The following is a 22,427-nucleotide window of genomic DNA, read 5'->3' as shown; positions in this document are numbered from 1 at the left end:
TGTCTCCTCGGTTTCTACGGGTCCGTCGGACCCGTCACGCACCGACGAGGTCGTAGCCGGCCTCGTCGACCGCCGCGCGGACCGCGTCCGCGTCCAGCGGGTTCTGACTGGTGACGGTGACCCGGCCACTGGCCAGGTCGACCTGGACGTCGGTGACGCCCGGCAGCGCGCTCAGCTCGGTGCTCACCGAGTCGACGCAGTGCCCGCAGGTCATGCCGCTCACCTGGTAGGTGGTCTCCATCTCGCCCTCCGATCTGATACCCCCCAGGGGTACGATCCGAACGTTAGCATACCCCCGAGGGGTACGCTATCCTCGGTTTCATGACCGCGCCGTCCAGCCCGACCCGGGGCTACACCGCCAGCAAGGACCAACTCCTCGCCCGGCTCCGCCGGATCGAGGGCCAGGTCCGTGGCATCGAGAAGATGGTCGAGGACGACCGCTACTGCATCGACGTGCTGACCCAGATCTCGGCCATCCAGGCGGCGCTGGACAAGGTCGGCCTGGGCCTGCTCGACGGCCACGCCCGGCACTGCATGCACGAGGGCGCCGCCGAGGGCCGGGCCGACGAGATGGCGACCGAGATGATGGCCGCCGTCGGCCGCCTGATGAAGCGCGGCTGAGCGGGACCTCCGGCCCTCCGGGGCAGGGCACATCGACCCGCGCCGACGCGCCTGGGCGGACGTACCGTCGAAGTGGCGGGCAGGCCGGCCCGGCGGACCCGCGGCGACGGACGGAGGGCGGCCCGATGATGTGGCAGAGCCCGATGATGGGCTGGATGTGGATCTGGTCACTGCTGGTGCTCGCGGTGCTGGCGGGGCTCGTCTGGGCGGCCATGCGGTGGACCGGCCCGCAGTACCTGGGCCCGACGACGGCCCGGCGCATCCTCGACGAGCGGTACGCCCGCGGCGAGATCGACGAGGACGAGTACCGGCGACGCCGGGCGGGCCTGGCCTGATCCGCGCGGCGCGCGCGTCACCGGTCACCGTGTCCGGGGAGCGGCCGGCCGGGCTGCCTACCATGGCCGGGCGACGACCCGGACGTGGTCGACACGTCCGCGCCGGCCGGGTGACCAGACCGGTCCGGCGGACGAGGCGTCGCCGCGACCGTTGGGAGAGACGCCATGGGTGCCGACCACACCCGTCCCGTACCACCCACGCCGCCGGGCGTACGGCGGCTGCTCGTCGCCGCGGTGGTGCCGCTGTTCGTGATCACCGTGATCGCGGCGCTGGTGCTCTGGCCCCGGCAGGACCGCGAACCGGTCGGCGGCGCGGACGTCCCCCGCTACCACGGCACCGTGACCCGGGTGGTCACCGAGCCCTGCCCGCCGACCCCGGAGGCCCCGGAGGGCGGAGGTGGCCCCTGCGGCACCGTGACCGTCACCGCCGAACAGGGCCCGGACGCGGGCCGGCAGGTCGAGACGCCGATCCCGGCCGGGCCGGGCGCACCACGGGTCGAGGTCGGTGACGAGGTCGTCCTGGTCGAGCTGACCGACCCGGCCGACCCGGCGGTGAAGTCCTACAACATCGCCGAACACCAGCGCGGTACGCCGCTGATCTGGCTGATGGTGCTCTTCGCCGCCGCGATCGTGGCGTTCGGCCGCTGGCGCGGGCTCGCCGCTCTCGGCGGTCTGGTGGCCAGCTTCGCCATCCTGCTCGGCTTCGTGCTGCCGGGCATCGGCACCGGCCAGCCACCGCTGCTGGTGGCGATCGTGGGCGCCGCGTTGATCATGTTCGTGGTGCTCTACCTGACCCACGGGATCACCGCGCAGACGTCGGTGGCGGTGCTCGGCACGCTCGGCAGTCTGGTGATCACCGGCGTGCTCGGCCTGCTCGCCACGTCCGCCACCCACCTGACCGGATTCGGCAGCGAGGACGCCACCACGCTGTCCATGTTCCAGGGCGACGTGGACCTGCACGGACTGCTGCTGGCCGGCATCATCATCGGCTCGCTGGGCGTGCTGGACGACGTCACGGTCACCCAGGCGGCCACCGTCACCGAACTGGCGCACGCCAACCCGGGGCTGTCCCGGCGGCAGCTCTACCGGGCGGCGACCCGGGTCGGCCGGGCGCACATCGCGTCCACCGTCAACACCATCGTGCTGGCGTACGCGGGCGCCTCGCTGCCGCTGCTGCTCCTGCTGGTCGCCGACTCCCGCCCGGTCAGCGAGATCCTCACCAGTGAGTTCCTCGCCCAGGAGATCGTCCGCAGCGCGGTGGCGACGCTCGGCCTGATCGCCGCCGTACCGCTGACGACCGGACTGGCCGCGGTCGTGACCACCGCCGGGCGGCGCTCGCGCGGCGCGGAGCCGGCGCCACCCGCGGCCCGGCCGCCGGCCGGACGGGACGACGCGCTGGAGGCGCTCGGCGGCGGGAAGAGTACGGAGGCCGCATGGTGACACTGCGCAGCGTGACCGTCGATTTCAAACGCGACGCTGGTCACGATGCGCCACGGCGAAATCTCGCTATTGGTCGGCTTCCGGACGTAGATCCTCAGGAGTGCTGTCAGGTAACCTCGCTGCCGGTCACCGCCGAAGGCGCGCACCGGCGCCAGCGGTGCCGCCGCCCAATCGCCCGCGGGCGAGCCGGGGAACCAGGTACATGGGGTGAATCCGCGACAGCGGTAGGGGCCACTTCCGTCCCGAACCCGTCAGCTAACCCGGTCGGCGGCCGACGGAAGGGAACACTGTGACGGCACCCCTGCGCCGCTGGCTGACACCCGTGGTGGCCGTGCTGGCCTCGCTGGCCGTGCTGGCCGGGCCGACCCCGGCGACCGCGGCCCCCACCGCGGCGGCCCCCGGCAACCCCTCGGGACACGAGGAGGACGGCGACCCGCCGCTCATCACCGAGGCGATCGACGCCGCCAACCGGAACTTCCTGCAGGCCAAGGCGAAGCTCGCCAAGTCGCAGGACCGCCAGCGGCGGCTGGCGGCCGAGGTGAGGACGGCACAGGCCGAACTCGAAGCGCTCAGCCCGCAGGTCAACCAGCTCGCCGCCCAGTCCTACCGGACCGGCCGGATGGGCGCGATGGCGATGCTGCTGGAGAGCAACTCGCCCGACTCGTTCGTCCGCCGGGTCAACGCCCTGGACGAGCTGAACCTGCTCAACGCGCAGCGCCTGGCCGCCATCAACGCGGTCAAGACCCGCGCCGAGCAGGCCAAGATCGCGCTCGACGCCGAGGTGCGCGAGCAGGAGAAGCAGAAGAACGCGATGGAGCGCGAGAAGGTGCAGGCCGAGCGCGCGCTGAAGCTCGTCGGCGGTCTCGGCTTCACCGGCGGCCTGGTCTCCGCCACCTCACCGGTCGCCAAGATCGCCCCCGGCCGTACCGCCGACGGCGGCTGGAAGGCCGAGTCGTGCAGCGAGGACGACCCGACCACCTCGGGCTGCGTCACCCCGCGCACCCTGCACGCGTACAAGGAGGTCCGCCGCGCGGGCTTCAAGCGTTTCGTGGGCTGCTACCGGCCCGGCGGGCCGTGGGAGCACCCCAAGGGCAAGGCGTGCGACTGGTCGCTCCAGAACAGCGGCTTCGCGCCCTGGTACAACAACGACACCCGCCGGTACGGCAACGAGGTCGCCGCCTTCCTCATCCGCAACGCCGACCGGCTGGGCATCTACTACGTCATCTGGAACCGGCAGATCTGGTTCCCGGCCACCGGCTGGAGTTCGTACAGCGGACCGTCGAACCACACCGACCACGTCCACATGTCGCTGCTCTGACCCGGGCACAGCGAAAGGGGCCGCCCTCGGGCGGCCCCTTTTTCGTCTTCCCGACGGGTCAGCCGGCCAGTGCCGGATCGGCGGGCGCCGCCGGAGCGGGCAGCGGGGCCGGGGACTGCGCCACGGTCCGCACCTCGCCACCGGCGAGCCGGTACGACATGCCCACCACCGTGCACCGCCCGGCGGCCACCCGCTCGGCCAGCACGGCGGAGCGGGCCAGCAGCGTCTCGACGGTCTGCGCGATGTGCACGTCGATGATGCCGTCGAGGTCGTCGACGCCCTGGCGGGCGGCGCGCAGCAGGCTGGGCGAGACCGCGTCCACCACCGCGCCCAGGTGCCCGATTGGGGCGGCCCCGGTCCGAAACCCTTCCCGGGCGGCCTGGACCGCGCCGCACGAGTCGTGCCCGAGCACCACCACGAGCGGCGTGCCGAGCACGGTGACGGCGTACTCGACGCTGCCGAGCACCTCCGGCCCGGCGGTGTGCCCGGCCGTACGCACCACGAAGAGGTCGCCGAGACCGCGGTCGAAGATGATCTCGGCGGCGAGCCGCGAGTCGGAGCAGCCGACGATCACCGCGAAGGGATGCTGACCGTCGGCGACAGCCGTCCGGTGCCCGGCGTCCTGATTCGGATGCTGCGGTACGCCCGTGACGAACCGGTGGTTACCGGCACGCAGTTCGGTCAGTGCCTGCTCCGGGGTGCTCGGCGTCATGTCCCTCACCTCGTCTACCTGGGGAACCACCAGGCCGAACGGCCTCGCGACCCACGGTCACACGCACCTCGGGGTCCGTCAAGATTCGTGATACGCATTTCATACTTTCCCGTGCCTGCCCGCGCCGGTTCGGGCCGGTGGCCGCGGTGGCCATAGCATGACCACCATGGCGACCACACCAGTTGAGGACGGGAGCCGCCGTAACTGGACCTTCCTCACCAACCACGGCCACGTGCTGCTCGCGATCGCGCGCAACCCCACCGCCCGGCTGCGCGACGTGGCCGACGAGGTGGGCGTGACCGAACGGGCGGCCCAGGCCATCGTCGCCGACCTGGAGGCCGGGGGATACCTGCGGCGTACGCGGGTGGGACGGCGCAACGAGTACACGATCAACCCGAAGGGCCGTTTCCGGCACCCGGCCGAGGCCGACCAGCAGGTCGGCGCCCTGCTGGCCCTCTTCGCCGCCGAGCCGGCCGGGGACGCCACCGCCGACAGGTGACCCGGACCGGCACCACGAGTGCCCGCGCGGGCGGGCGCGGCGGGTAATCTCACCGCGTGCGCGACAGCTTGCGGCCGGGCGCGACCACGGGACGCGTCCGGGCCGGACACCGGATCAGGTCCGTCCTCTCCGGAGCGGCGGTGACCGCCCTGCTCGGCGGCGCGCTGGCGGTGCCCGCGCCCGCGCAGGCCGCCCCGAAGTGCGGTCCGGGCGGCGGTCCCGCGCCCACCGAGGTGCCGTGGGCGCTGAGCCGCCTCGACCCGGCCGCCGCGTGGCGGATCGGCAAGGGCGCGGGGATCACCGTCGCGGTGATCGACTCCGGTGTCTCGCCGACCCACCCCCTGCTGCGCGGGCGGGTCCTGCCGGGTGAGGACTTCAACCAGCTCGTCCGACTGAAGGGGCAGTGCGACCTGGTCGGCCACGGCACCATGGTCGCGGGCATCATCGCCGGCCGGGAGGGCACCGGCTCGCCGTACACCGGCATCGCGCCGGAGGCGAAGATCCTGCCGCTGCGGGTGCTGGCCGAGAACAAGGAGAACTTCGACCCGGACGTGCCGGCCGAGATCGGCAAGGCGATCCGCTGGGCGGTCGACCACGACGCCGACGTGATCAACCTGTCCCTGGTCACGCTCGACGACCCGGCGCTGAAGTCCGCGGTGCAGTACGCGCTCGGCAAGGACGTGGTGGTCGTCGCCTCCGCCGGCAACCGGCAGGAGAACCGGGAGGACCGGCCGGCCTATCCGGCGGCGTACGACGGTGTCGTCGCCGTCGCCGGGATCGACGAACAGGGCGGGCACGTCGGCAGCTCGGTCAGCGGAGACTATGTGGACATCGCCGGGCCCGGCCTGAACATCGTCGGGCCCGCGCCGCAGGGATCGGGATACCGGGCCGAGCCGCAGGGCGGGACGAGCTTCGCCACCGCGTACGTCTCCGGGGTGGCCGCGCTGGTGCGGGCCGCACACCCGGACATCAGCGCCGACGAGGTCGCCTACCGGCTGACCCGTACCGCCGACAACCCGCCCGACGGCCACAACGCCGAGGTCGGCTTCGGGATGGTCAACCCGTACCGCGCGGTCACCAGTCTGCTGGGCACCCGGGACGACCCGCCGCTGGGCGCGATGCCGCCACCGGCGCCGCCCACCGACCCGCTGGCCTGGCAGCGCACCGTCGCGATCTGGGTCGCTGTCGTCGGCGCGCTGCTGGCCGGCGTCCTGCTGACGCTGCGTCCCATCGTGGTACGCGGACGCCGGCGCGGGTGGCGGCCCGGTCGGCGCGACGTCCCGCAGGACGCCTGACAAAGCGCGACGGCTCCGCCCGGCAGAAGCCGGAGCGGAGCCGCTGTGGACCGGTCGGGGTCAGCTGCCCCAGACCTTGGAGTTGCTCATCTCCGTGGTCATGTAGTTCTCGCGCGCGATGCCCACGGCGCCGCCGATCTCGTTCAGGACCTTGTTGATGTCCCGCACGGCGGCGTCCCACTGGGCCTGGTGCTGCTGGTAGGCGACCCGGTCCTGGCCCTCCCACTCGAGCTTGGTCAGCATCGCCCGCAGCGTGTCCAGCTTCTCGTCGATGGTCCGCGAGATGGCCTGCATCTGCTGGTTGCTGCTCTCCAGAACAGCGTAGTCAACCTTGATGCTCATCGATTCCTCCTCTGCCTGTCTTCGCGGATCACGGGTTGAGAGCAGCGTGGAACTTGTCCAGCATCTGCTGCTGCTCTTCGTCGTTGACCTGGTGCGTGGTGCCCGACTTGTCGAGCAGGTCCGCGATGTTGTCCATCGCGGTCAGCAGCTTCGTAGTGTCCTCGTTCCAGCGAGTCATCAGGCTCTGGAAGCCCGTGGACGCCTGGCCCTTCCAGGCCATCGCCAGGTCGTCGACCACGTTCCACAGCTTCTTGAGCTCGCCGTCGACGTCGCTGCGCGTGGACCGCACGTCACTCGCGGCGGTGTGCAGAGTCGCTGCACTGACCTCGAACGCCATGCTTCACACCCTTCCGTCATCTTGTGGCGGCGGTTCCGCCGCGCCCTCCCCCGCGGCAAGGCGTACACACCCCACCGACGGACACTTCATCCGAACCGTAGCGGACGACGTCCAACCCGCGCAGCCCTGCCTGTCCCATCGTCGTATTCCGACACCCCACTGTCGACAGACGCGGCGGAACGCCGTCCGTGCCGAGTGGACGGTCGAGTCCGAGGTCAGGACCGCTCGCGTGAGGATTTGACGATCGTCGACACGCCGAAGACCAGCACCGCGACCAGCAGCACCACCACGGCCCACAGCACCGGCTTCTCGAACGCGCGCTGGAACGACAGCACCAGCAGCGCCGCGCAGGTGCTCAACGACACCACCTCGGCGGCCCGCCGCAGCCGCGCCGAGCGGGTCAGCGCGGCGAACAGCATCAGCACCACGAAGACCGGGATGGTCAGCAGGACGTACAGCAAAAGCGAGAAGAGCAGGGTGTCCACGCGTCGCTCCCGTCACCCGTAGAACTTGGCGTCCCGTACCCAGTCGATCTTGATGTCCTTGATGTCCGGGTCCGAGCCGGTCGGCGCCCAGCCCGGGCGGGAGTCAGCGGTGAAGGTGAACCGGTTGTCGGTGTGGAAGGCGGCCAGCAGCGCGTGCAGCAGCGCGCTGATCTCGCCGAAGACCAGGACCAGCACGGCGGCGGTGGCGGTCAGGCCGACGATGCCGATGGCCTGGGCCAGCGCGGTGGTGGCGGGGAAGAACTGGAGCGCGATCGAGGCGATCACCGCGACCAGGATCGGCATGAGCGCCTGGGCCAGCCCGGAGATCGCGTCGTTGTACGCGTCCCGGGCGGCGGTCAGCGTGTCCCGGTTGGCGGCGAACGCCTCGGCCAGCGAGTTGATCTCCGCCCCGAGCTTGCGGATGAACAGGTCGAACGCGTCGCGGTCGTCGAAGTCCCACTCCGCCGCGTCCGGCGGAACCGCCGCCATGGCCGCGCCGAACTGGTCCGCACCGAGCAGGCGGGCCGCCTCGTCCCACTTCTTGATCGACTCGTTGACCTGCTGGTTGTCGAACGACTCCAGGTAGAGGATCGTGCCGATCAGCGCTGCCGAGGCGACGATCCAGACCAGGTTGCCCTTGGCGATGGCCGCCGCCGACCGGACCGGCGCCGTGGTCTGTGCGACCGACACCGAGCCGGTCACCGTCCCGGACGCGTTGGCGATGAGGATCTCCGGAGGCATCAGGCGTCCTTCCCGTGGCGGACCCGGCCGGTCACTTGACCACCCAGGGCTGATCCGACCTCTCCCAGTTCTTCGCGCTCTGTTCGAGCTGCGCGGCGGCCCTGCGCAGATGCTCCACGCCGGTGCGGACGTTGTCCAGGTGCCCGTCCACGGCCGCGTTGTGCCGCTCCACCGCGCCCGTGCCGAACCAGCTCAGCGCGCCACCGGGCAGCTTGACCTCGCCCAGCAACGTCTCGACGTTGCGGAGGTATTGAATCGGGCCGTCCGGGGCGTCGAGCATCCTGCCCGCCTTCCGGATCGCGTCGACGTCGACCGTGTTCGGCATCGCCGGCCTTCCTCTCGTTCAGCGCCGCAGGTTGCGGGTCGGGTCGGACACGTCCACCCCGAACTGGCGGAACCAGTCCTCCGGGGTCAGCGTGCCGTCCTGCGCCCGGCGGACCATCTCGGAGTCGCCGAGCATCTCGCTCAGCATCTCGCGCTGGCGCTCCTCGAAGGCGACGTAGGCCGCGTCGATCGCCGCCTGCATCGCCTCCGCCAGGGAGAAGCTGTCCAGCCGCATCGCCCGCGCGTTCAGCTCGATGTCGCCGACCTTCATGTCGCCGTCCACCGTCACCCGCACCAGCCCGTCCGGGCTCTCCCCGGTGACCCGCAGTTCGGCGCGCTGCCGCTGGAGATCGGCCAGCCGGCGCTGCTGTTCCTGCGCCTGCCGCAGCAGGCCCTCCATGGCCGCACCGAAACCCGACGGGCTGCTCACGGACGCGCCCCTCTCCACTCGCGACGATCGATCGCGCCGACGCTACCGGACCGGGCCGCCCGGCGTCCGTCCCGTCAGGCCGGTTCCGTCCACGCGGTCTGGATCAGCTGCTGGCCGTCGCGGCGGCGGACGAGGGTGCCCCGGCCCGGTGGCTGCGGGGTCGGCCGCAGGTTGCCGAAGACGGCGCCCTCCTCCCGGCTGCCGGACATCAGCAGGCCCGGCGAGTCCAGCTCGCGCAGGCGTTGCAGCACCGGCTCGTACAGCGCCCGGGCCACACCGCCGACCCGGCGCGTGATGATCAGGTGCAGGCCGATGTCCCGCGCCTGCGGCAGCAGCTCGTGCAACGCGCTCAGCGGGTTGCTGCCGCCGGAGGCGACCAGGTCGTAGTCGTCCACCAGGATGTACAGGTCCGGGCCCTTCCACCAGCTCCGGTCGCGCAGCTGGGCGGTGGTCACGTCCGGGCCGGGCAGCCGGTTCTGCAACGCGCTGCGGATCGAGCCGAGCCCCTGGCTGAACACCTGGTTCGACGGCGCGTAGTCGAGCAGGTGGTCACCCTCGACCGCGCCCAGCAGACCACGCCGGTAGTCGGCGATGACCAGCCGCGCCTGGGCCGGGGTGTACCGCTCGGCGATCCCCCGGGCGATTAGGCGCAGCAGGTTGGTCTTGCCGCACTCGGCGTCGCCGAACACGGTCAGGTGCGGCTCGCCGGCCAGGTCCAGGTAGACCGGGGCGAGCGCCGACTCGTTGACGCCGATCGGGATGCCCGGGGCGGACCGGTCGACCACCTTCGCCAGCTCGCTGACGGCCAGCTTGCGCGGCAGCAGCCGGACCTTCGGCGCCGGCTGCCCCGGCCAGTTCGCCGCGACGTGACCCGCGAGCGCCACCGACGCCTCGGTCAGGTCCTCGATGTCGCGCTTGCCGTCGATCCGCGAGATCGCGGTCAGGAAGTGCAGCTTGTCCCGGGTCAGACCTCGACCGGGCGCGCCCACCGGCACGTTCTGCGCGGCCCGCCGGTCGATCTCCGACTCCGACGGGTCACCGAGCCGCAGCTCCAGCTTGGTGCCGAGCAGATCCCGCATGTTGATCCGGATCTCTGCCCAGCGCACCGCCGTGATCACCACGTGCACGCCGAAGCCGAGGCCCCGGTTCGCCAGGTTGGTGATCGTCTGCTCCAGCTCCTCGTACTCCTGGCGCAGCGTGTTCCAGCCGTCCACCACGAGGAAGACGTCACCGAACGGGTCGTCGGCGAACTCGCCGGCCGCCCGGCGGCGCCGGTAACTCGCCACCGAGTCGATGCCGTGCTGGGTGAACCGGTTCTCCCGCTCGTCGATCACGGCGACCACCTCGGCCACCGTCCGCCGGACCGCCTCGACGTCGCGCCGGCCCGCGACCCCCGAGGTGTGCGGCAGCCCGTCCAGGCTACGCAGCGCGCCGCCGCCGAAGTCGAGGCAGAAGAACTGCACCTCACGCGGCGTGTGGGTGAGCGCCAGCGAGGCCAGCATCGAGCGCAGCATGGTGCTCTTGCCGCTCAGCGACGCCCCGACGATCACCACGTTGCCGCCGGCCCCGGCCAGGTCGACCATCATCGGGTCGCGGCGCTGCTCGTACGGGCGGTCCACGATGCCGACCGGCACGGCGAGCCGGCCACGGCCCGGCCAGTCGGCGGTGGTCAGGCCGTACGTCGGGTGCACGCTCAGCTTGGGCAGCAGCTCGGCCAGCCCGGACGGCTCGGCCAGCGGCGGCAGCCACACCTGGTGCGCCGGCCGTCCCTTGCCCTTGAGCTGGTCGATCAGCACGTCCAGCATCGCCACGGCCTTGCCGTCACCGGTCTGCTCCGGCTCCGGGGCGGCCTCCGCCGGGCTCGGCTGGGCCGGCACCGGCACGTAGTCGATGCCGTACGGGACGATCCGGCGCTGCACCTGCGCCCGGGTGGAGCGCTGGACCTGCCCCGGCGCCCGGTACGGGCCGGACACGTAGGCGGCGCGGAACCGCAGCATGGTCGCGGTGTCGGTCTTCAGGTAGCCGTGACCGGGCGCGCTGGGCAGCTCGTACGCGTCCGGCACGCCGAGCACGATCCGGCTCTCCACCGCCGAGAACGTGCGCAGACCGATCCGGTACGACAGGTGCGTGTCCAGACCGCGCAGCTTGCCCTCCTCCAGCCGCTGCGAGGCGAGCAGCAGGTGCACGCCGAGCGACCGGCCGAGGCGGCCGATCATCACGAACAGGTCGATGAAGTCCGGCTTGGCGGCCAGCAGCTCGGAGAACTCGTCACAGATGATCAGCAGGCTGGGCATCGGCTCCAGCGGCTCACCGGCGGCCCGCGCCTTCTCGTAGTCGTACCGGGAGACGTAGTTGCCGGCCGCCCGCAGCACCTCCTGCCGGCGGTTCATCTCACCGGCCAGCGCGTCCCGCATGCGGTCGACCAGCGGCAGCTCGTCCGAGAGGTTGGTGATCACCGCGCTGGTGTGCGGCAACGCGTCCAGCGAGGCGAAGGTGGCACCGCCCTTGAAGTCGACGAGGACGAAGTTCAGCTCCTCCGACGAGTGCGTCACCGCGAGCGCCGCGACCACCGTACGCAGCAGCTCGCTCTTGCCGGAACCGGTCGCGCCGATCACCAGGCCGTGCGGGCCCATACCCTCGTGCGCGGACTCCTTGAAGTCCAGCTCCACCACGTTGCCGTCCGGCCCCAGGCCGAGCGGGATGCGCAGCCGGTCGCGGTGGCTGCGCGGACGCCAGGACTGCCGGGTGTCCACGGTGGCCGCGTCGCCGACACCGAGCAGGTCGGGCAGCTCCATGCTGCGGGCCAGCGGCTCCTCGGTGCTGGCGCCCTGCTGCTGGGAGAGCCGGAACGGGGCGATCTGCCGGGCCAGCCCCTCGGCCGCGCTCAGGGACAGCCGGTCGGGCCGGCCGAGCCGCGAGGTGGCGGTGCCGCGGACCAGGTCGAGCCCGGTGCCGTCCCCCGCGTCCAGGCAGAGCAGCCAGCGCCCGGCGTCGCGCGGGACCGCGCCGGACAGGTCGAACACGGTCGTGCCGAGCAGGCCCGGCCCGGTCAGCGCGCAGGTCGCCGAGACCTCACCGCCGTCCAGCACGACCACCACGTGCGGCGCGGTGGTCAGCGGCTTCGCCTCCGGCGCGAACCGGGGCCGTCCGCCCAGGTCCTGGGCCAGCGCGGTCTCCGCCTCGTCCAGCGCGGCGAACACCATCCGGCGCGCACCCGCCGCGTCCGTACGCCCCGGGTGCTGGGCGTGCGGCAGCCACTTCACCCAGTCCCAGGCCGCCTGCCGGTCCGGCGCGGCCACCACGACCACCAGGAGATCCTCCGGGGCGTGGAACGTGACGAGCTGGCCCAGCGCGGCCCGGGTCAGGTCCAGCACCGGCTCCCGGTCGCCGCGCAGCGCGATCCGGCTGAACGCGCGCAGCGACAGCGCGGTCGGCAGGTCCGGCACGCTGGAGTGGGCCCGGACGAACCGGCGCAGCGCGATCGCGCTCATCGGTTCCAGGTCCTCCACCGGCTTGGTCTCCGGCGGCACGATCTCCACGGCCAGCCGCTGCGGGCCGAGCGCGATCCGCACCTCGCCGAAGTCGTCCTCGGTGATCCGCCGCTCCCAGAGCCGGCGGGAGGCGGCGATCGACCAGAGCGCGTCCGGCTCCGGGTGCCGCCACGTCATCGCCGCGCGCTGCTGCTCGGCCGCCCGCCGGGTGCGCTTGCGCATCTGCGCGAGATAACGCATGTAGTCGCGCCGCTGGGCGTTCAGCTCGGCCTTGTCCTTGCCGCCGTTGCCGAGCGTGCCGATCGCCATGCCCAACATGGACACACCGAACAGGCCGCCGGCGACGTACGTCATCATGCCGCCGCCCCGACCGGCGTAGAGGAACGCCATCGCGCCGACGCCGCAGAGCATCGGCAGGATCATCAGCACCTGGCCCATGCCCTTGGCCTGCGGCTCCGGCAGCTCGGGCGGGGACTCCAGCAGCACCTCGCCGCGCGGCAGCGCGGGCCCCGGTTGACGCGGAAGTCGGCGGAACACCACCGTACTCACGGCTCTCCCCTCCCCAGAAGCGGCCCTGATCGTGGTCTGCCACCGCCGGTGAGCGTCGGGTGGGCAACCTGTGCGACCGCCATCGTAGGTAATCTCCCGGTGGCGTCGTGGACCCGTGGGGGGCGACGCCGACGGCCCAGCGGATCGTATGCGAGCACGAGGAGGCCACTGTGGCGACGAAGACGGCGACCGGTGGGCTGAGCCGGATCACCATCGTGGCGCCGCGTACCAGGATGGATCTGGCGTTGCCGTCCGACGTACCGCTCGCCGACCTGCTTCCCACGCTGCTGCGGTACGCGGGCGAGGACCTGGCCGACGACGGCGTGCGGCACGGCGGCTGGGCCCTGTCCCGGCTCGGCGGTCAACCGCTCGACGGCGGCCGGACCGCCGCGCAGCTCGGCGTACGCGATGGTGAGGTGCTCTACTTCAACCCGCGCGCCGCGACCGCCCCCGAGATCGTCTTCGACGACGTGGTGGACGCGGTCGCCACCTCCACCACCCAGCGGGCGGGCGCCTGGCAGGTCGGCACCACACGGACGTTCGCGATCCTGCTGGCCGCCTCGGCGCTCGCCGCGGGCGCGGTGGCGACCCTGCTCACCGGCCCGCCGCAGCTACCCGGCGCGGCGGCCGCGTTCGTGGTCGCGGTGGCACTGCTGGTCGGCGCCGCGGTGCTGTCCCGCGCCGCCGGCGACAGCCGCAGCGGTGCGGTGCTGGCCCTGGTCGGGACGGGCTACGCGGGCGTCGGCGGCCTGCTGGTGCTCGCCGGGGACCGGACGCTCGGCGAGCTGGCCAGTCCGCACGTCCTGCTCGCCGGCACCGCCGTGGTGGTCTTCGGCGCGATCGCCGCGCTCGCCGTCGGCGACCGCCTGCCGCTGTTCCTCGGCGCGGTGGGCGTGGGCGCGGCGGTCGTCCTCGGCGCGGTGCTCAGCCTGGCCTTCGGCATCGGCGCGGCGGCTTCGGCGGCGGTGGTCGCGACGGTCGCGTTCGGCGTGCTGCCCGCGCTGCCGATGCTCGCCTACCGCCTGGCCCGGCTGCCGGTGCCGTCCATCCCCACCGGCCCGGACGATCTCAAGACCGACACCGAGTCGGTGGACGGGCCGTCGGTGCTGCGCAACAGCGAGCGCGCCGACGCGTTCCTCACCGGCCTGCTCTGGACCGTCTCGCTGCTGGTGCTCGGCGGCGAGGTGGTGCTGGCCGGGAACGGCCGGCTCCCGGCGGTCCTGCTCTGCCTGGTGCTGGCGCTGCTGTCGCTGCTGCGGGCACGCCCGTTCCTCAGCCGCGCCCAGCGCACGCCGGTGCTGCTGTCCGGCACCGTCGGCCTGGGACTGGTCGCCGCCGCCACGTTCGCCGGCGGCTCGCTGGCGGTACGCCTCGGGCTGATCCTGGGCGGCCTGGCGGTGCTGGCCGTGATCAGCCTGGTCTACGGCCTGACCGTGGCCGGCAAGCGGATCTCCCCGGTCTGGGGCCGGACCCTGGACATCGTCGAGATCCTGCTGATCATCGCGCTGGTGCCGCTGGCCGTCTGGGTCTGCGGCGCGTACGGCTGGATCGTCAACCTTCGACCGTGACGGTCCCCATCGCGGTGCCGACCGGCGCGGTGGCGTAGACGCCGGGGCCGTGCTGGCCGTCCAGCGGACGGGCCGGCACGCCCGCGCGCCGGGCCATCTCCCGGACCGCCTTCACCAACGCCTCGGCGTGCCCGTCCATGGCCGCCACCCGCAGCAGCGGCGGCACCCGCCGGCCGCCCGGCAGCACCACCGCGGCGACCGTGTGCGAGGGCGCCGAGGTGGCGGTGACCGCGTCCACCAGTGCGCCGAGCGAGCCGTTGGGGCGTACCCGCAGGGCCAGGCAGCGCTGCGTCCAACCGCCCCCGCGCAGGCTGGTCCACGTCTCCACCGGAGACTCCGGCGCCAGGTCGAGGCCGGCGCCGGACACCACCGCCGCGTGCAGCTCGTTGCGGTCGAGCACCCGGTGAGCGAGGCCGGCGGCGTTGAGCGCCTTGCCGAGCCGGCCCACCCCGGCCGCCACCGTGCGGTGCACGCCGCGCAGGCCGCCGCCGCGGCTCACCGCCTCGGCCCGCGCGTCGGACACCGACAGGCGCAGCGCCACCCACACGGTCCGGTACGCCGACGGCGGCGCGCCGGGTGCCGGGTACCAGACCAGGGTGTGTGAGACGACCTGGGTCTGGGTGACCGGGCCGGAGAAGTCGGCGAGCACCGCGAGCGCGCGGTCCACCACCGCCGCCTCGATCGACCCGGCGGGCGCGCCGGGCCGGCCGGTCAGCGCCAGCGCGGCGAACCAGCCCCGGTCGTCCTGCCCGATGCCGAGCCGGGTGCCGCGCTCGGTCAGCTCCACCACCGTCAGCTCCGGTGCGAGCGCGGCCAGCCTCGGGTCACCACCGGGCGCCGCGCCCCGGGCCCGGTCACGGCGCCGGTGCAGCCGGCGGCGGAGCATCAGATCCTCGTACCACCAGCGGCCGCCCCGGCGCGCGAACGCCGCGACCACCGCCAGCAGCGCCAGGACGGCGACCACCGCGAGCAGCCACGCCGGGCCGGCGGTGGCGAACCAGACGGCGAGCGCGGCGCACTCCACCACCACGAGCTGCCCGACCACGACCGGGCCGAGCCGTCCCCGGCGGCGCTTGTCGGCCGGGGTGACCGGCCGGTCCGGCGGTACGGCGGTGACCGTGGCGGTACGACCGGGTGGCGCCTGGAGCTGCGTCATCGGTGTGCGTCCCTTCTGGACATCCCGGGCATCCGCCGGGCGGGTGCGGTCGTTCGGGCGGCGGACGGGGTCCGGCGCACCCCCGACGGCCCCTTATCGTAGGGAAGCCCGCGGCGCTGTTCGGACCTGTCGCCGTGGACCCACCCCCGCCGGAGGTTAGTCATGCGGACCCGCCGCGATCAGGTGCAGGCGTACCGCTTCGTCACCCGCCGCATCGTCTCGGCGCTACTCTCCGGTGATCCGGAGACCAACGACCTGCCGATGCGCCGCCTGGGCATGGCGGTGTTCGGCAGCGTCATCGCGGCGGCCGTGGTGCTCGGCGGCGTGGGCGCGTACGGGCAGCTCACCAGCAATTCGGCGCCGCTGGAGCCGAACACGCTGGTGATCGAGCGGGAGACCGGCGCGACGTACTACTTCGGCGAGGACGAGGTGCTGCGCCCGACGCTCAACTACGCCTCGGCGCGGCTGATCGTCAACGACGCCGCGGCGCAGCCGCGCACCATGTCCCAGGCGTCGATCAAGGACCGCCCGCGCGGGCGGCTGGTCGGCATCGTGGGCGCACCGGACGACCTGCCGGATCGCAAGTCGCTGGTCGGGCTCCCCTGGTCGGTGTGCGACGTGCCGGATCCGAACGACCCGCAGCGCTCCACCACGCACCTGGTGATCGACCGCACGCTGCCGGGCGGCACGGCGCTCACCGACCGCGCCGTGGTGGTGCGGACCGGCGACGCCCGTTACCTGCTCACCGGCGGTTCCCGGCTGCGGGTCGCCGGTGACGAGCAGGCGCTGGTGGCGTTGAAGATGGCCGGCGCGACGAACCTGACCGTCGGGCAGCAACTGCTGAACGCGGTGCCGGTCGGGCCGGTGCTGCGCAAGCCGACGATCGCCGGGGACGGCAGCGCCAGCGGGCTCACGGTGGCCGACCGGCCGGCCCGGATCGGCCAGGTCTACCAGGCCGCCGGCCAGTACTACGTGCTCACCCGGCAGGGCCTGGCGACCGTCCGCGAGGTCACCGCGCTGCTGCTGCTCGGCAGTGGCGGCGAGGTGACGCAGATCACGCCGGACGAGGCGGGCCGGCTCCTCACCGACCAGCGCCTGGACGCGGACGGCCTGCCCGCCCGGCTGCCGACGCTGCACGAGGTCCGTCCGGGACGGACGGTGCTCTGCGCCACCTACCGGCCCGGCCCGGCGGGTCAGCCGCCGACCACCACGCTGGAGGTCTTCGACTCCCCGCCGGCCGAGTTGACCTCGGCGACCGCGATGCCGGCCCGGCAGGGCGCCCGGGACGCGGTACGCACCGCCGAGAGCGTGCTGCTGCCCGGCGGCAAGGGCGTACTGGTGCAGGCCACGGCCGGGGAGAGCGGCAAGGCGGCGGCCGGCTCGACGGTCTACCTGATCACCGCCCAGGGCATCCGCTATCCGCTCGGCACCGCCGGGGGCGACGCGAAGAGCGCGCTCGGGTACGGCGACGTGACGCCGCTCGCCGTACCCGCCTCGCTGCTGGCGCTGGTGCCGACCGGCCCGACGCTGTCCCGCGAGGACGCGATGACCTACTTCGATGCGTCGACACCTCCGGGTGCCACCGCGACACCCTCGGCCGGTGGCGCGGCGGCGCAGGTCCAGGGCGGTTGACCGAACTCCGGGTGATCCGAAGTGGAGTATGTCCGGCACGGGTCGCCCGGGTTGGCCCGCTTCGACTAACCTGAGTACGGCGAACGGTTATCGACGATGACTACGGGGATGCAGCCATGACGGGGCGCACGACAGTAGACGTACTGTCCTTGGAGGACTTTCACCAGCGGCTCGAGCGGCGCCTGAACGAGGCGGAGTCGGTGTTGCGCAAGCTCAACACCCAGATGCAGTGCCGCCCGCCGGCCCTCGGCACGTTCACCGACGCGACCGACAACGCACGTCGCTACTCCGAGACCCACCAGAGCTACGTCAACCACGTCGACCGGCTGCGCCGGGCGATCCTGGCCGCCCGCGAGGCGACCCACAAGATCATGACGAACTACAAGACCGCCGAGGCCCGCAACGCCGCCGCCGCGGCCGACATCGCCGCCGCCCTCTCCGGGCTGAACGAGGCGATGAAGCAGCCGAAGGAGGACCCGCGTGTCTGAGTACACCCGGCGCTACGAGCACGTCAGTCACGAAGAGCTCTACCAGGGCGTCAACGCCGGCGACCCGAAGCAGATCGAAGCGCTCAGCGCCCAGTGGACCTCCCTGAAGGGCACGCTCGACGATCTCGGCCGCGACCTGACCGCCGACCTGGAGGCGCTGGCGAAGACCTGGACCGGCGACGCCGCGCGCGAGTTCCACCGCCGGCTGGACATGGTCGTCCGCTACTCCGGCAACCTCGCCGAGGGCATGACGGGTATCCGACAGGGCCTCGACATGATGTCCAGCGAGCTGCGGGCCGCCCAGTCCAAGGCGGAGAGCCCGGAGAAGACCGACGACAACGACAAGCTGCTCTCCGGCGCCGGCAAGGGCTTCCTGATCGGTGGCGCCCCCGGCGCGGTGATCGGCGGGATCGTCGGCCACCAGCAGGACAAGGCCGAGCAGGAGAAGGCGCACCAGCGGATGGTGCAGGTCGTGGCGAAGCTCGCCGAGGGCTACGACTTCTCGGCGTACGGCCGGATCGTCGTACCGGACCCGCCGGAGACCGAGCTGCCCGGCCACACCGGCAACGGTGACCCGACGCTGCAGAACGGGCCGTCGGTGAAGACGCCGTCGTCCGGCCCGAGCCTGGGCAGCTTCGGCCCGGGCGCGAGCGCCACCGCCACCACGTCGGGCGTGCACCACACGGCCCCGACCGCCGGCACGCCGGGCGAGGGCACGCCGGGTTCGGGCACTCCGGGCGGCCAGCCGGGCGCCGGTGCTCCGGGTTCGGTACCGGTCGGCAGCACCGTCGACCCGACCGGCACCTCGCTCGCCGGCGCCGCTCCGCTGACCAGCACCGCCGGCGGTCCGACGATCGGCGGCGGCCCGGGCTTCGGTCCCGGCGGCGGCGGCCCGACGACGATGAGCGCAGGCGGACCCGCCGGTGGCGGGCTCTACGGCGCACCCGGCGTCCTGAGCACCGGCTCGCTCGCGGGCACCGGCGCCAACTCGGCGTCGGCGGCTCGCCTCGGCGGCATGCCCGGCGCGGACAACCGCTCGGCGGCCGGCACGGGCCGGCTCACCTCCGGTCGTGGCCTCGTGGTCGATGCCGGGAGCAAGTCCGCCGAGCGCACCGGTGGCGCCACCGGGCGGCCCGCGATGGCCGGCCGCGGCGGTGTGCTGGGCGGGCGCGGCGGCCACGGCGACGACGAGTCCGACGGCCGGCTGACCTGGCTCACCGAGGACGAGATGGTCTGGGGCGACGGTGACGCCGCCCCGCCGCCGGTGCTCGGCGGCAACTGAACACGGCATCCAAGTGACGGCGCGGCCCCCCCGGCAGGGGTGCCGCGCCGTCTCGCGTCGGGCCCCGCGTGGGTCTCCGTCCACACCGACCCGTGGGGTGGCTCACGTAAACCGCAAGATCCTTGAGCTGCGAGATCCTCCGCCGACCGATAGGTTGAAACGGTGCTGCCCGTAGCGTTCGCCCCGTCCACCTGGACGGCGACGCTGCGCCGGATCGCCCGCACGGCTGTGGCCGGCCTGGTGCTGATCGCCGGCCTCCAGGGCATCGCCGCCGCACCCGCCCACGCCGCCGGGGCCTCGCACGCCGGCATCGCCTCGCACGCCGCCGCGACTGAGCACGCCGCGCCGATCAGGCACGCCGCGGCGATCGAGCACATCGCCGCCGTCGAGCACGCCGCGACGCGGCAGGCGGTCATGACCGGCGCCGCGCGTTCCGCCGAACCCACGGCGGCCGACGCCCTGACCGCCGCGCTGCGGACCACCGGTCCCGGCACCGGCCCGGCCGTCACCGAAGCCCCCTCCGCCGACTCCGCCGGGCGTGTCCCCGGCGTCGAGGGCGTCGCCGCCGCCGACCCCGGCCGGGCGGACATCGCCCGTCGCGGTCCGCCGCGCGCCTGACCGGGCGCCTTCCGGTACGCCCCGGCGCGGTCCCACGGGCCGCACGCCTCGCGCCCTGCCGCGCGTTCCCGTCGCGTCTGAAGTCACGACGCGCACCCGCCCGGACGTCCGGGCCACAACCGTTGATCGTCCTTCGTTCCACCACGAGGTGCTGGTGATGCAGACCGTCTTCTCCTCCGTCCTGCCCGACATGCCCGCGGCCGCCGTGATCTGGCTGGTCCTGCTCGCCGTGGCCGCGACAGTGGTCGCCGCGCTGATCGTCCGCCCGTCCCGGTTCCGTTCGGAACTGGTCGACCGGATCAGTGACGCCGCCCGGCCGAGCAGCATCGAACGCGCCGAGCGAGCCCGCGTACGGGACCAGGAACGGATCCGCTACGCCGACGAGGTGGCGGTGGCGGCCTCCCGTGCGGCGGCGACCGCCGAGCGGAGCCGCGCCGAGTGGCTGACCGCACAGGAGGAGGCCGAGGCCGCCTGGCAGGCGTACCAGGCGGCCGAGGAGGACGTCCGGCGCCTGGCCGCCGCCGCGGCGCTGCCGCTGCCCCGGACCGCCAGGACCCCGGCCGAGTACGCGGACCGGGAGCGCTGGCTGCACCGTGCCGCGATGGACGCCCAGTGGCGCGACGAGATCACGGTGCGGCAGCTCAGCGACATCCTCGGCGGCAACGGCTGGGATCCGAGCCGGCACCCGGTGGAGCAGGAACTGCTGCTGCGCCGGCTGGTCCGGGACAACATGGCGGCACGGCACCGGGCCGCCACGCAGCGGGAGCAGGCCGCCTGGCAGGCAGCCGAGCGGGCCGCTGCGGCGGCGCAGAGCCTGCGCGACGAGGCGTTCGCGGCACTGCACCCGGTCGCCGAGCCGCAGACGGAACTGTCCATCGTCGGGTTCGCCGGCCCCGAGGCCACCCGGGAACTGCCGACCGCAGCGGGCGTGGAGACCACTCGCGAGCTGCCCCCGATGGCCCGGGGCCGGGCGGCGGTCGTGGCCTGAGAGCGTTTCCGTGAGAGTCGTCTGTCGGCGGCAGCTACCGGAGGTAGCGGACACCACCGGGAACGGGAAGGCTCGGAGCTTCGACACCGGGCGGCCCGGGCCCCGCTCGGCTAGCGTGGTGGCGTGTCCCGTGAAACCTGGGTGCTGGTCGTCGTCGCCGCCGTCCTCGCGGCGGCCATGCTGGCCGGGGCGGTGCTGCTCGCCATCCGGGTGGTCCGCACCCGCCGCATGCTCGGCGCGCTCGGCGCCGGCGGCAAGGTCGCGTTCTACGGCGCGCTGATCTACACGATCCTGCCGGTGGACCTGCTGCCCGACCCGATCTACCTGGACGACATGGGCGTGCTGGCCGGCGCGCTGTTCTACCTGGGCCGGCTGGTCGCCAAGCACCGCGCCGAGCAGCGGGCCGCCGGGGAGTCCCCGGTGGCGACGTTGCCGCCCGGCGCGGCACCCCGCCGCTGAGACGTCACCGGCACGGAACGAGGAGACGACATGGCGGGACGGCACCGGTTGGATCCGCACGACGAGCGGGTGGCCCGTTTCTTCGCGGACCGGCACCTCGCCACGCTCACCACACCGCGTGCCGACGGCGCCCCGCACGTCGTACCCGTGGGGGTGACCTTCGACCCGGCGGCCCGGCTGGCCCGGGTGATCACCTCAGCCGGGTCGGCCAAGGCCCGGCACGTCGCGGCGGCCGGGCCGGACGGCGTCCCGGTCGCCGTGTGCCAGGTCGACGGCCGCTGGTGGCTGACCGTGGAGGGCCGGGCGGTGCTGCGCCGTGACCCGGAGGCGGTCGCCGAGGCCGAACGCCGGTACGCCGAGCGGTATCGCACGCCGCGCCCGAATCCCGAACGGGTGGTCATCGAGATCGCGGTGACCGGGCTGCTGGGAAGTCTCCCCGGCTGAGGCGTCTGTCCGGTTCGGCGGTGGCCCCGGTCACGCCCGGAAATGGCCTGCCGAGGCAGGGCGGTTGAACTCTCCGTACGCCGAGCGCCACTCCTGGTGCCGCGTCTCCCGCACGGAGCCGTCGACCCCCGAATGGAGCCTCGACCATGAACCCGATCATCCGTAAGTGTGTCCTGTCCGTCGCCGGTCTGGCCGCGGCCGGCGGTGCCGTCGCGGGTCCGGCTGCCGCCGCCCACGCCGCCCCGGTCAAGGGCAAGGGTGACCGCACCGCCGACTACGAGTACCAGGCGCAGCCGAACTTCTTCTACTGCGGTCCCGCCTCGACCCGGATCGCGCTGTCGGCCGAGGGCAAGGACGTGAGCCAGGACGAGCTGGCCGCCAAGCTCGGCACCACCGAGAACGGCACCGACTCGGCCATCGACATCACCCGGGTGCTCAACGAGTACACCGGAGGCAAGTACCGGACCACCGAGATCCGCGACGACGTGGCCACCCGGGAGCAGGTCGAACGCCTGCGCGCGGACATCCGTACCGCTGTGGACGACGACCGGCCGGTGGTGGCGAACATCCTGGGCGGCGCCCGGGACATCGACGGGGTGGAGCACAGCTACCCCGGCCACTACGTGACTGTCGTGCGGTACGAGGGCGACGGCGACCGGGTGCTGATCGCCGACCCGGCCCGGCCGGACGAGCCGACGTACTGGATGGACGTGACCGAGCTGGCCAACTGGATCGCCGGCCGCGGTTACAGCTCCTGACCCGCGACGCCTGACGGACGGGCCGGTCTCCCGTGTGGAGGCCGGCCCGACGCCGTGCCGGCCACCGAGGGGTGCTCGGCGTCTGGCATCGCCTACTCGGCGGCGGAACGCTCCC

The 22,427-nt window shown here is 73.4% G+C and carries 25 protein-coding genes and 1 riboswitch; of the genes, 15 read left to right on the top strand and 10 right to left on the bottom strand.

Annotation, left to right across the window (positions count from 1 at the left end; all coding sequences use genetic code 11):
* Positions 1-34: 34 nt before the first annotated feature.
* Positions 35-241 carry a heavy-metal-associated domain-containing protein gene (locus V6U82_RS05920; RefSeq protein ID WP_334459715.1) on the bottom strand — a complete coding sequence of 69 codons (207 nt, stop codon included), beginning with the start codon at positions 239-241 and terminating at the stop codon, positions 35-37.
* 80 nt (positions 242-321) lie between these two features.
* Between V6U82_RS05920 and V6U82_RS05915 the strand changes: the two genes are divergently transcribed.
* The 4 genes from V6U82_RS05915 to V6U82_RS05900 all read left to right on the top strand — a co-directional run bounded on the left by V6U82_RS05915 (position 322) and on the right by V6U82_RS05900 (position 3,714).
* Positions 322-621, top strand: a complete 300-nt coding sequence (locus V6U82_RS05915) for a metal-sensitive transcriptional regulator (RefSeq protein ID WP_013283780.1) — start codon at positions 322-324, stop codon at positions 619-621.
* Between the two features lie 125 nt (positions 622-746).
* Positions 747-956, top strand: coding sequence for an SHOCT domain-containing protein (locus V6U82_RS05910; protein WP_334459713.1), 210 nt, complete (start codon positions 747-749; stop codon positions 954-956).
* A 165-nt stretch (positions 957-1,121) separates the two neighbouring features.
* Positions 1,122-2,396: a YibE/F family protein gene (locus V6U82_RS05905; RefSeq protein ID WP_334459711.1), complete on the top strand. Its 1,275-nt coding sequence runs from the start codon at positions 1,122-1,124 to the stop codon at positions 2,394-2,396.
* Positions 2,397-2,550: 154 nt separating this feature from the next.
* A riboswitch (cyclic di-AMP (ydaO/yuaA leader) is annotated at positions 2,551-2,681 on the top strand.
* 4 nt (positions 2,682-2,685) lie between these two features.
* Positions 2,686-3,714, top strand: coding sequence for a coiled-coil domain-containing protein (locus tag V6U82_RS05900; protein ID WP_128138026.1), 1,029 nt, complete (start codon positions 2,686-2,688; stop codon positions 3,712-3,714).
* Between the two features lie 58 nt (positions 3,715-3,772).
* Here the strand turns inward: V6U82_RS05900 and V6U82_RS05895 are convergent, their stop codons facing one another.
* The gene (locus tag V6U82_RS05895) at positions 3,773-4,426 is read right to left on the bottom strand and encodes a carbonic anhydrase (protein WP_128138025.1); all 654 of its coding nucleotides are present in this window, start codon (positions 4,424-4,426) and stop codon (positions 3,773-3,775) included.
* Between the two features lie 157 nt (positions 4,427-4,583).
* Here V6U82_RS05895 and V6U82_RS05890 point away from each other — a divergent pair, with 157 nt between their 5' ends.
* Together V6U82_RS05890 and mycP are read left to right on the top strand one after the other, a co-directional pair.
* Positions 4,584-4,925 carry a helix-turn-helix transcriptional regulator gene (locus tag V6U82_RS05890; protein ID WP_120571957.1) on the top strand — a complete coding sequence of 114 codons (342 nt, stop codon included), beginning with the start codon at positions 4,584-4,586 and terminating at the stop codon, positions 4,923-4,925.
* A gap of 56 nt (positions 4,926-4,981) precedes the next feature.
* Positions 4,982-6,220, top strand: a complete 1,239-nt coding sequence (gene mycP, locus V6U82_RS05885; protein WP_334459709.1) for a type VII secretion-associated serine protease mycosin — start codon at positions 4,982-4,984, stop codon at positions 6,218-6,220.
* Between the two features lie 60 nt (positions 6,221-6,280).
* Here the strand turns inward: mycP and V6U82_RS05880 are convergent, their stop codons facing one another.
* The 7 genes from V6U82_RS05880 to eccCa form a co-directional block, all read right to left on the bottom strand.
* Entirely contained in the window at positions 6,281-6,562 is a 282-nt protein-coding gene (locus tag V6U82_RS05880) for a WXG100 family type VII secretion target (RefSeq protein WP_128137805.1), read from the bottom strand.
* 28 nt (positions 6,563-6,590) lie between these two features.
* A complete protein-coding gene (locus V6U82_RS05875) occupies positions 6,591-6,899 on the bottom strand; it encodes a WXG100 family type VII secretion target (RefSeq protein ID WP_013283772.1) in 309 nt (102 codons plus the stop codon).
* Between the two features lie 215 nt (positions 6,900-7,114).
* The gene (locus V6U82_RS05870) at positions 7,115-7,384 is read right to left on the bottom strand and encodes a hypothetical protein (RefSeq protein ID WP_128137804.1); all 270 of its coding nucleotides are present in this window, start codon (positions 7,382-7,384) and stop codon (positions 7,115-7,117) included.
* Positions 7,385-7,396: 12 nt separating this feature from the next.
* Positions 7,397-8,125 (bottom strand): hypothetical protein, encoded by a 729-nt coding sequence (locus tag V6U82_RS05865; protein WP_334459706.1) that lies wholly within the window; start codon positions 8,123-8,125, stop codon positions 7,397-7,399.
* A gap of 31 nt (positions 8,126-8,156) precedes the next feature.
* The gene (locus V6U82_RS05860) at positions 8,157-8,450 is read right to left on the bottom strand and encodes a hypothetical protein (protein WP_091414816.1); all 294 of its coding nucleotides are present in this window, start codon (positions 8,448-8,450) and stop codon (positions 8,157-8,159) included.
* Positions 8,451-8,468: 18 nt separating this feature from the next.
* Entirely contained in the window at positions 8,469-8,879 is a 411-nt protein-coding gene (locus tag V6U82_RS05855) for a YbaB/EbfC family nucleoid-associated protein (protein ID WP_128137802.1), read from the bottom strand.
* A 74-nt stretch (positions 8,880-8,953) separates the two neighbouring features.
* On the bottom strand, positions 8,954-12,919 hold the full coding sequence (gene eccCa / locus V6U82_RS05850) for a type VII secretion protein EccCa (protein WP_334459702.1): 3,966 nt from the start codon (positions 12,917-12,919) through the stop codon (positions 8,954-8,956).
* A gap of 170 nt (positions 12,920-13,089) precedes the next feature.
* Here eccCa and eccD point away from each other — a divergent pair, with 170 nt between their 5' ends.
* On the top strand, positions 13,090-14,487 hold the full coding sequence (gene eccD / locus V6U82_RS05845; protein WP_334459700.1) for a type VII secretion integral membrane protein EccD: 1,398 nt from the start codon (positions 13,090-13,092) through the stop codon (positions 14,485-14,487).
* Here the strand turns inward: eccD and V6U82_RS05840 are convergent.
* Positions 14,471-15,643: a type VII secretion protein EccE gene (locus tag V6U82_RS05840; protein WP_334459699.1), complete on the bottom strand. Its 1,173-nt coding sequence runs from the start codon at positions 15,641-15,643 to the stop codon at positions 14,471-14,473. The genes eccD and V6U82_RS05840 overlap by 17 nt on opposite strands.
* A gap of 162 nt (positions 15,644-15,805) precedes the next feature.
* Here V6U82_RS05840 and eccB point away from each other — a divergent pair, with 162 nt between their 5' ends.
* The 8 genes from eccB to V6U82_RS05800 all read left to right on the top strand — a co-directional run bounded on the left by eccB (position 15,806) and on the right by V6U82_RS05800 (position 22,312).
* Positions 15,806-17,275 (top strand): type VII secretion protein EccB, encoded by a 1,470-nt coding sequence (gene eccB, locus V6U82_RS05835; RefSeq protein ID WP_128138397.1) that lies wholly within the window; start codon positions 15,806-15,808, stop codon positions 17,273-17,275.
* A 149-nt stretch (positions 17,276-17,424) separates the two neighbouring features.
* Complete coding sequence (locus tag V6U82_RS05830; protein ID WP_233585692.1) at positions 17,425-17,763, top strand: hypothetical protein; 339 nt, start codon at positions 17,425-17,427, stop codon at positions 17,761-17,763.
* Positions 17,756-19,045 carry a WXG100 family type VII secretion target gene (locus V6U82_RS05825; RefSeq protein WP_334459695.1) on the top strand — a complete coding sequence of 430 codons (1,290 nt, stop codon included), beginning with the start codon at positions 17,756-17,758 and terminating at the stop codon, positions 19,043-19,045. The genes V6U82_RS05830 and V6U82_RS05825 overlap by 8 nt, the downstream gene beginning before the upstream one ends.
* A 162-nt stretch (positions 19,046-19,207) precedes the next feature.
* The gene (locus V6U82_RS05820) at positions 19,208-19,663 is read left to right on the top strand and encodes a hypothetical protein (RefSeq protein ID WP_334459693.1); all 456 of its coding nucleotides are present in this window, start codon (positions 19,208-19,210) and stop codon (positions 19,661-19,663) included.
* A gap of 157 nt (positions 19,664-19,820) precedes the next feature.
* The gene (locus V6U82_RS05815; protein WP_334459691.1) at positions 19,821-20,651 is read left to right on the top strand and encodes a hypothetical protein; all 831 of its coding nucleotides are present in this window, start codon (positions 19,821-19,823) and stop codon (positions 20,649-20,651) included.
* 123 nt (positions 20,652-20,774) lie between these two features.
* Positions 20,775-21,110: a YkvA family protein gene (locus V6U82_RS05810; RefSeq protein ID WP_334459689.1), complete on the top strand. Its 336-nt coding sequence runs from the start codon at positions 20,775-20,777 to the stop codon at positions 21,108-21,110.
* A gap of 30 nt (positions 21,111-21,140) precedes the next feature.
* A complete protein-coding gene (locus tag V6U82_RS05805; protein ID WP_334459686.1) occupies positions 21,141-21,554 on the top strand; it encodes a pyridoxamine 5'-phosphate oxidase family protein in 414 nt (137 codons plus the stop codon).
* 146 nt (positions 21,555-21,700) lie between these two features.
* Positions 21,701-22,312 carry a C39 family peptidase gene (locus V6U82_RS05800; protein WP_120571971.1) on the top strand — a complete coding sequence of 204 codons (612 nt, stop codon included), beginning with the start codon at positions 21,701-21,703 and terminating at the stop codon, positions 22,310-22,312.
* Positions 22,313-22,427: the final 115 nt, after the last annotated feature.

The organism is Micromonospora sp. CPCC 205554, from assembly GCF_036902745.1.
Lineage (GTDB): Bacteria > Actinomycetota > Actinomycetes > Mycobacteriales > Micromonosporaceae > Micromonospora > Micromonospora tulbaghiae.
The sequence above is the reverse complement of the archived record's forward strand: the minus strand, read 5'-3'. Positions and strand labels throughout refer to the sequence as shown.

Excerpts from the sequence above, each read along its gene's own strand:
- V6U82_RS05920 (WP_334459715.1), bottom strand. The coding sequence starts at position 241 with ATGGAGACCACCTACCAGGTGAGCGGCATGACCTGCGGGCACTGCGTC.
- V6U82_RS05915 (WP_013283780.1), top strand. The coding sequence starts at position 322 with ATGACCGCGCCGTCCAGCCCGACCCGGGGCTACACCGCCAGCAAGGAC.
- V6U82_RS05910 (WP_334459713.1), top strand. The coding sequence starts at position 747 with ATGATGTGGCAGAGCCCGATGATGGGCTGGATGTGGATCTGGTCACTG.
- V6U82_RS05905 (WP_334459711.1), top strand. The coding sequence starts at position 1,122 with ATGGGTGCCGACCACACCCGTCCCGTACCACCCACGCCGCCGGGCGTA.
- V6U82_RS05895 (WP_128138025.1), bottom strand. The coding sequence starts at position 4,426 with ATGACGCCGAGCACCCCGGAGCAGGCACTGACCGAACTGCGTGCCGGT.
- V6U82_RS05890 (WP_120571957.1), top strand. The coding sequence starts at position 4,584 with ATGACCACCATGGCGACCACACCAGTTGAGGACGGGAGCCGCCGTAAC.
- V6U82_RS05880 (WP_128137805.1), bottom strand. The coding sequence starts at position 6,562 with ATGAGCATCAAGGTTGACTACGCTGTTCTGGAGAGCAGCAACCAGCAG.
- V6U82_RS05875 (WP_013283772.1), bottom strand. The coding sequence starts at position 6,899 with ATGGCGTTCGAGGTCAGTGCAGCGACTCTGCACACCGCCGCGAGTGAC.
- V6U82_RS05865 (WP_334459706.1), bottom strand. The coding sequence starts at position 8,125 with ATGCCTCCGGAGATCCTCATCGCCAACGCGTCCGGGACGGTGACCGGC.
- V6U82_RS05860 (WP_091414816.1), bottom strand. The coding sequence starts at position 8,450 with ATGCCGAACACGGTCGACGTCGACGCGATCCGGAAGGCGGGCAGGATG.
- V6U82_RS05840 (WP_334459699.1), bottom strand. The coding sequence starts at position 15,643 with ATGACGCAGCTCCAGGCGCCACCCGGTCGTACCGCCACGGTCACCGCC.
- eccB (WP_128138397.1), top strand. The coding sequence starts at position 15,806 with ATGCGGACCCGCCGCGATCAGGTGCAGGCGTACCGCTTCGTCACCCGC.
- V6U82_RS05815 (WP_334459691.1), top strand. The coding sequence starts at position 19,821 with ATGCAGACCGTCTTCTCCTCCGTCCTGCCCGACATGCCCGCGGCCGCC.
- V6U82_RS05805 (WP_334459686.1), top strand. The coding sequence starts at position 21,141 with ATGGCGGGACGGCACCGGTTGGATCCGCACGACGAGCGGGTGGCCCGT.
- V6U82_RS05800 (WP_120571971.1), top strand. The coding sequence starts at position 21,701 with ATGAACCCGATCATCCGTAAGTGTGTCCTGTCCGTCGCCGGTCTGGCC.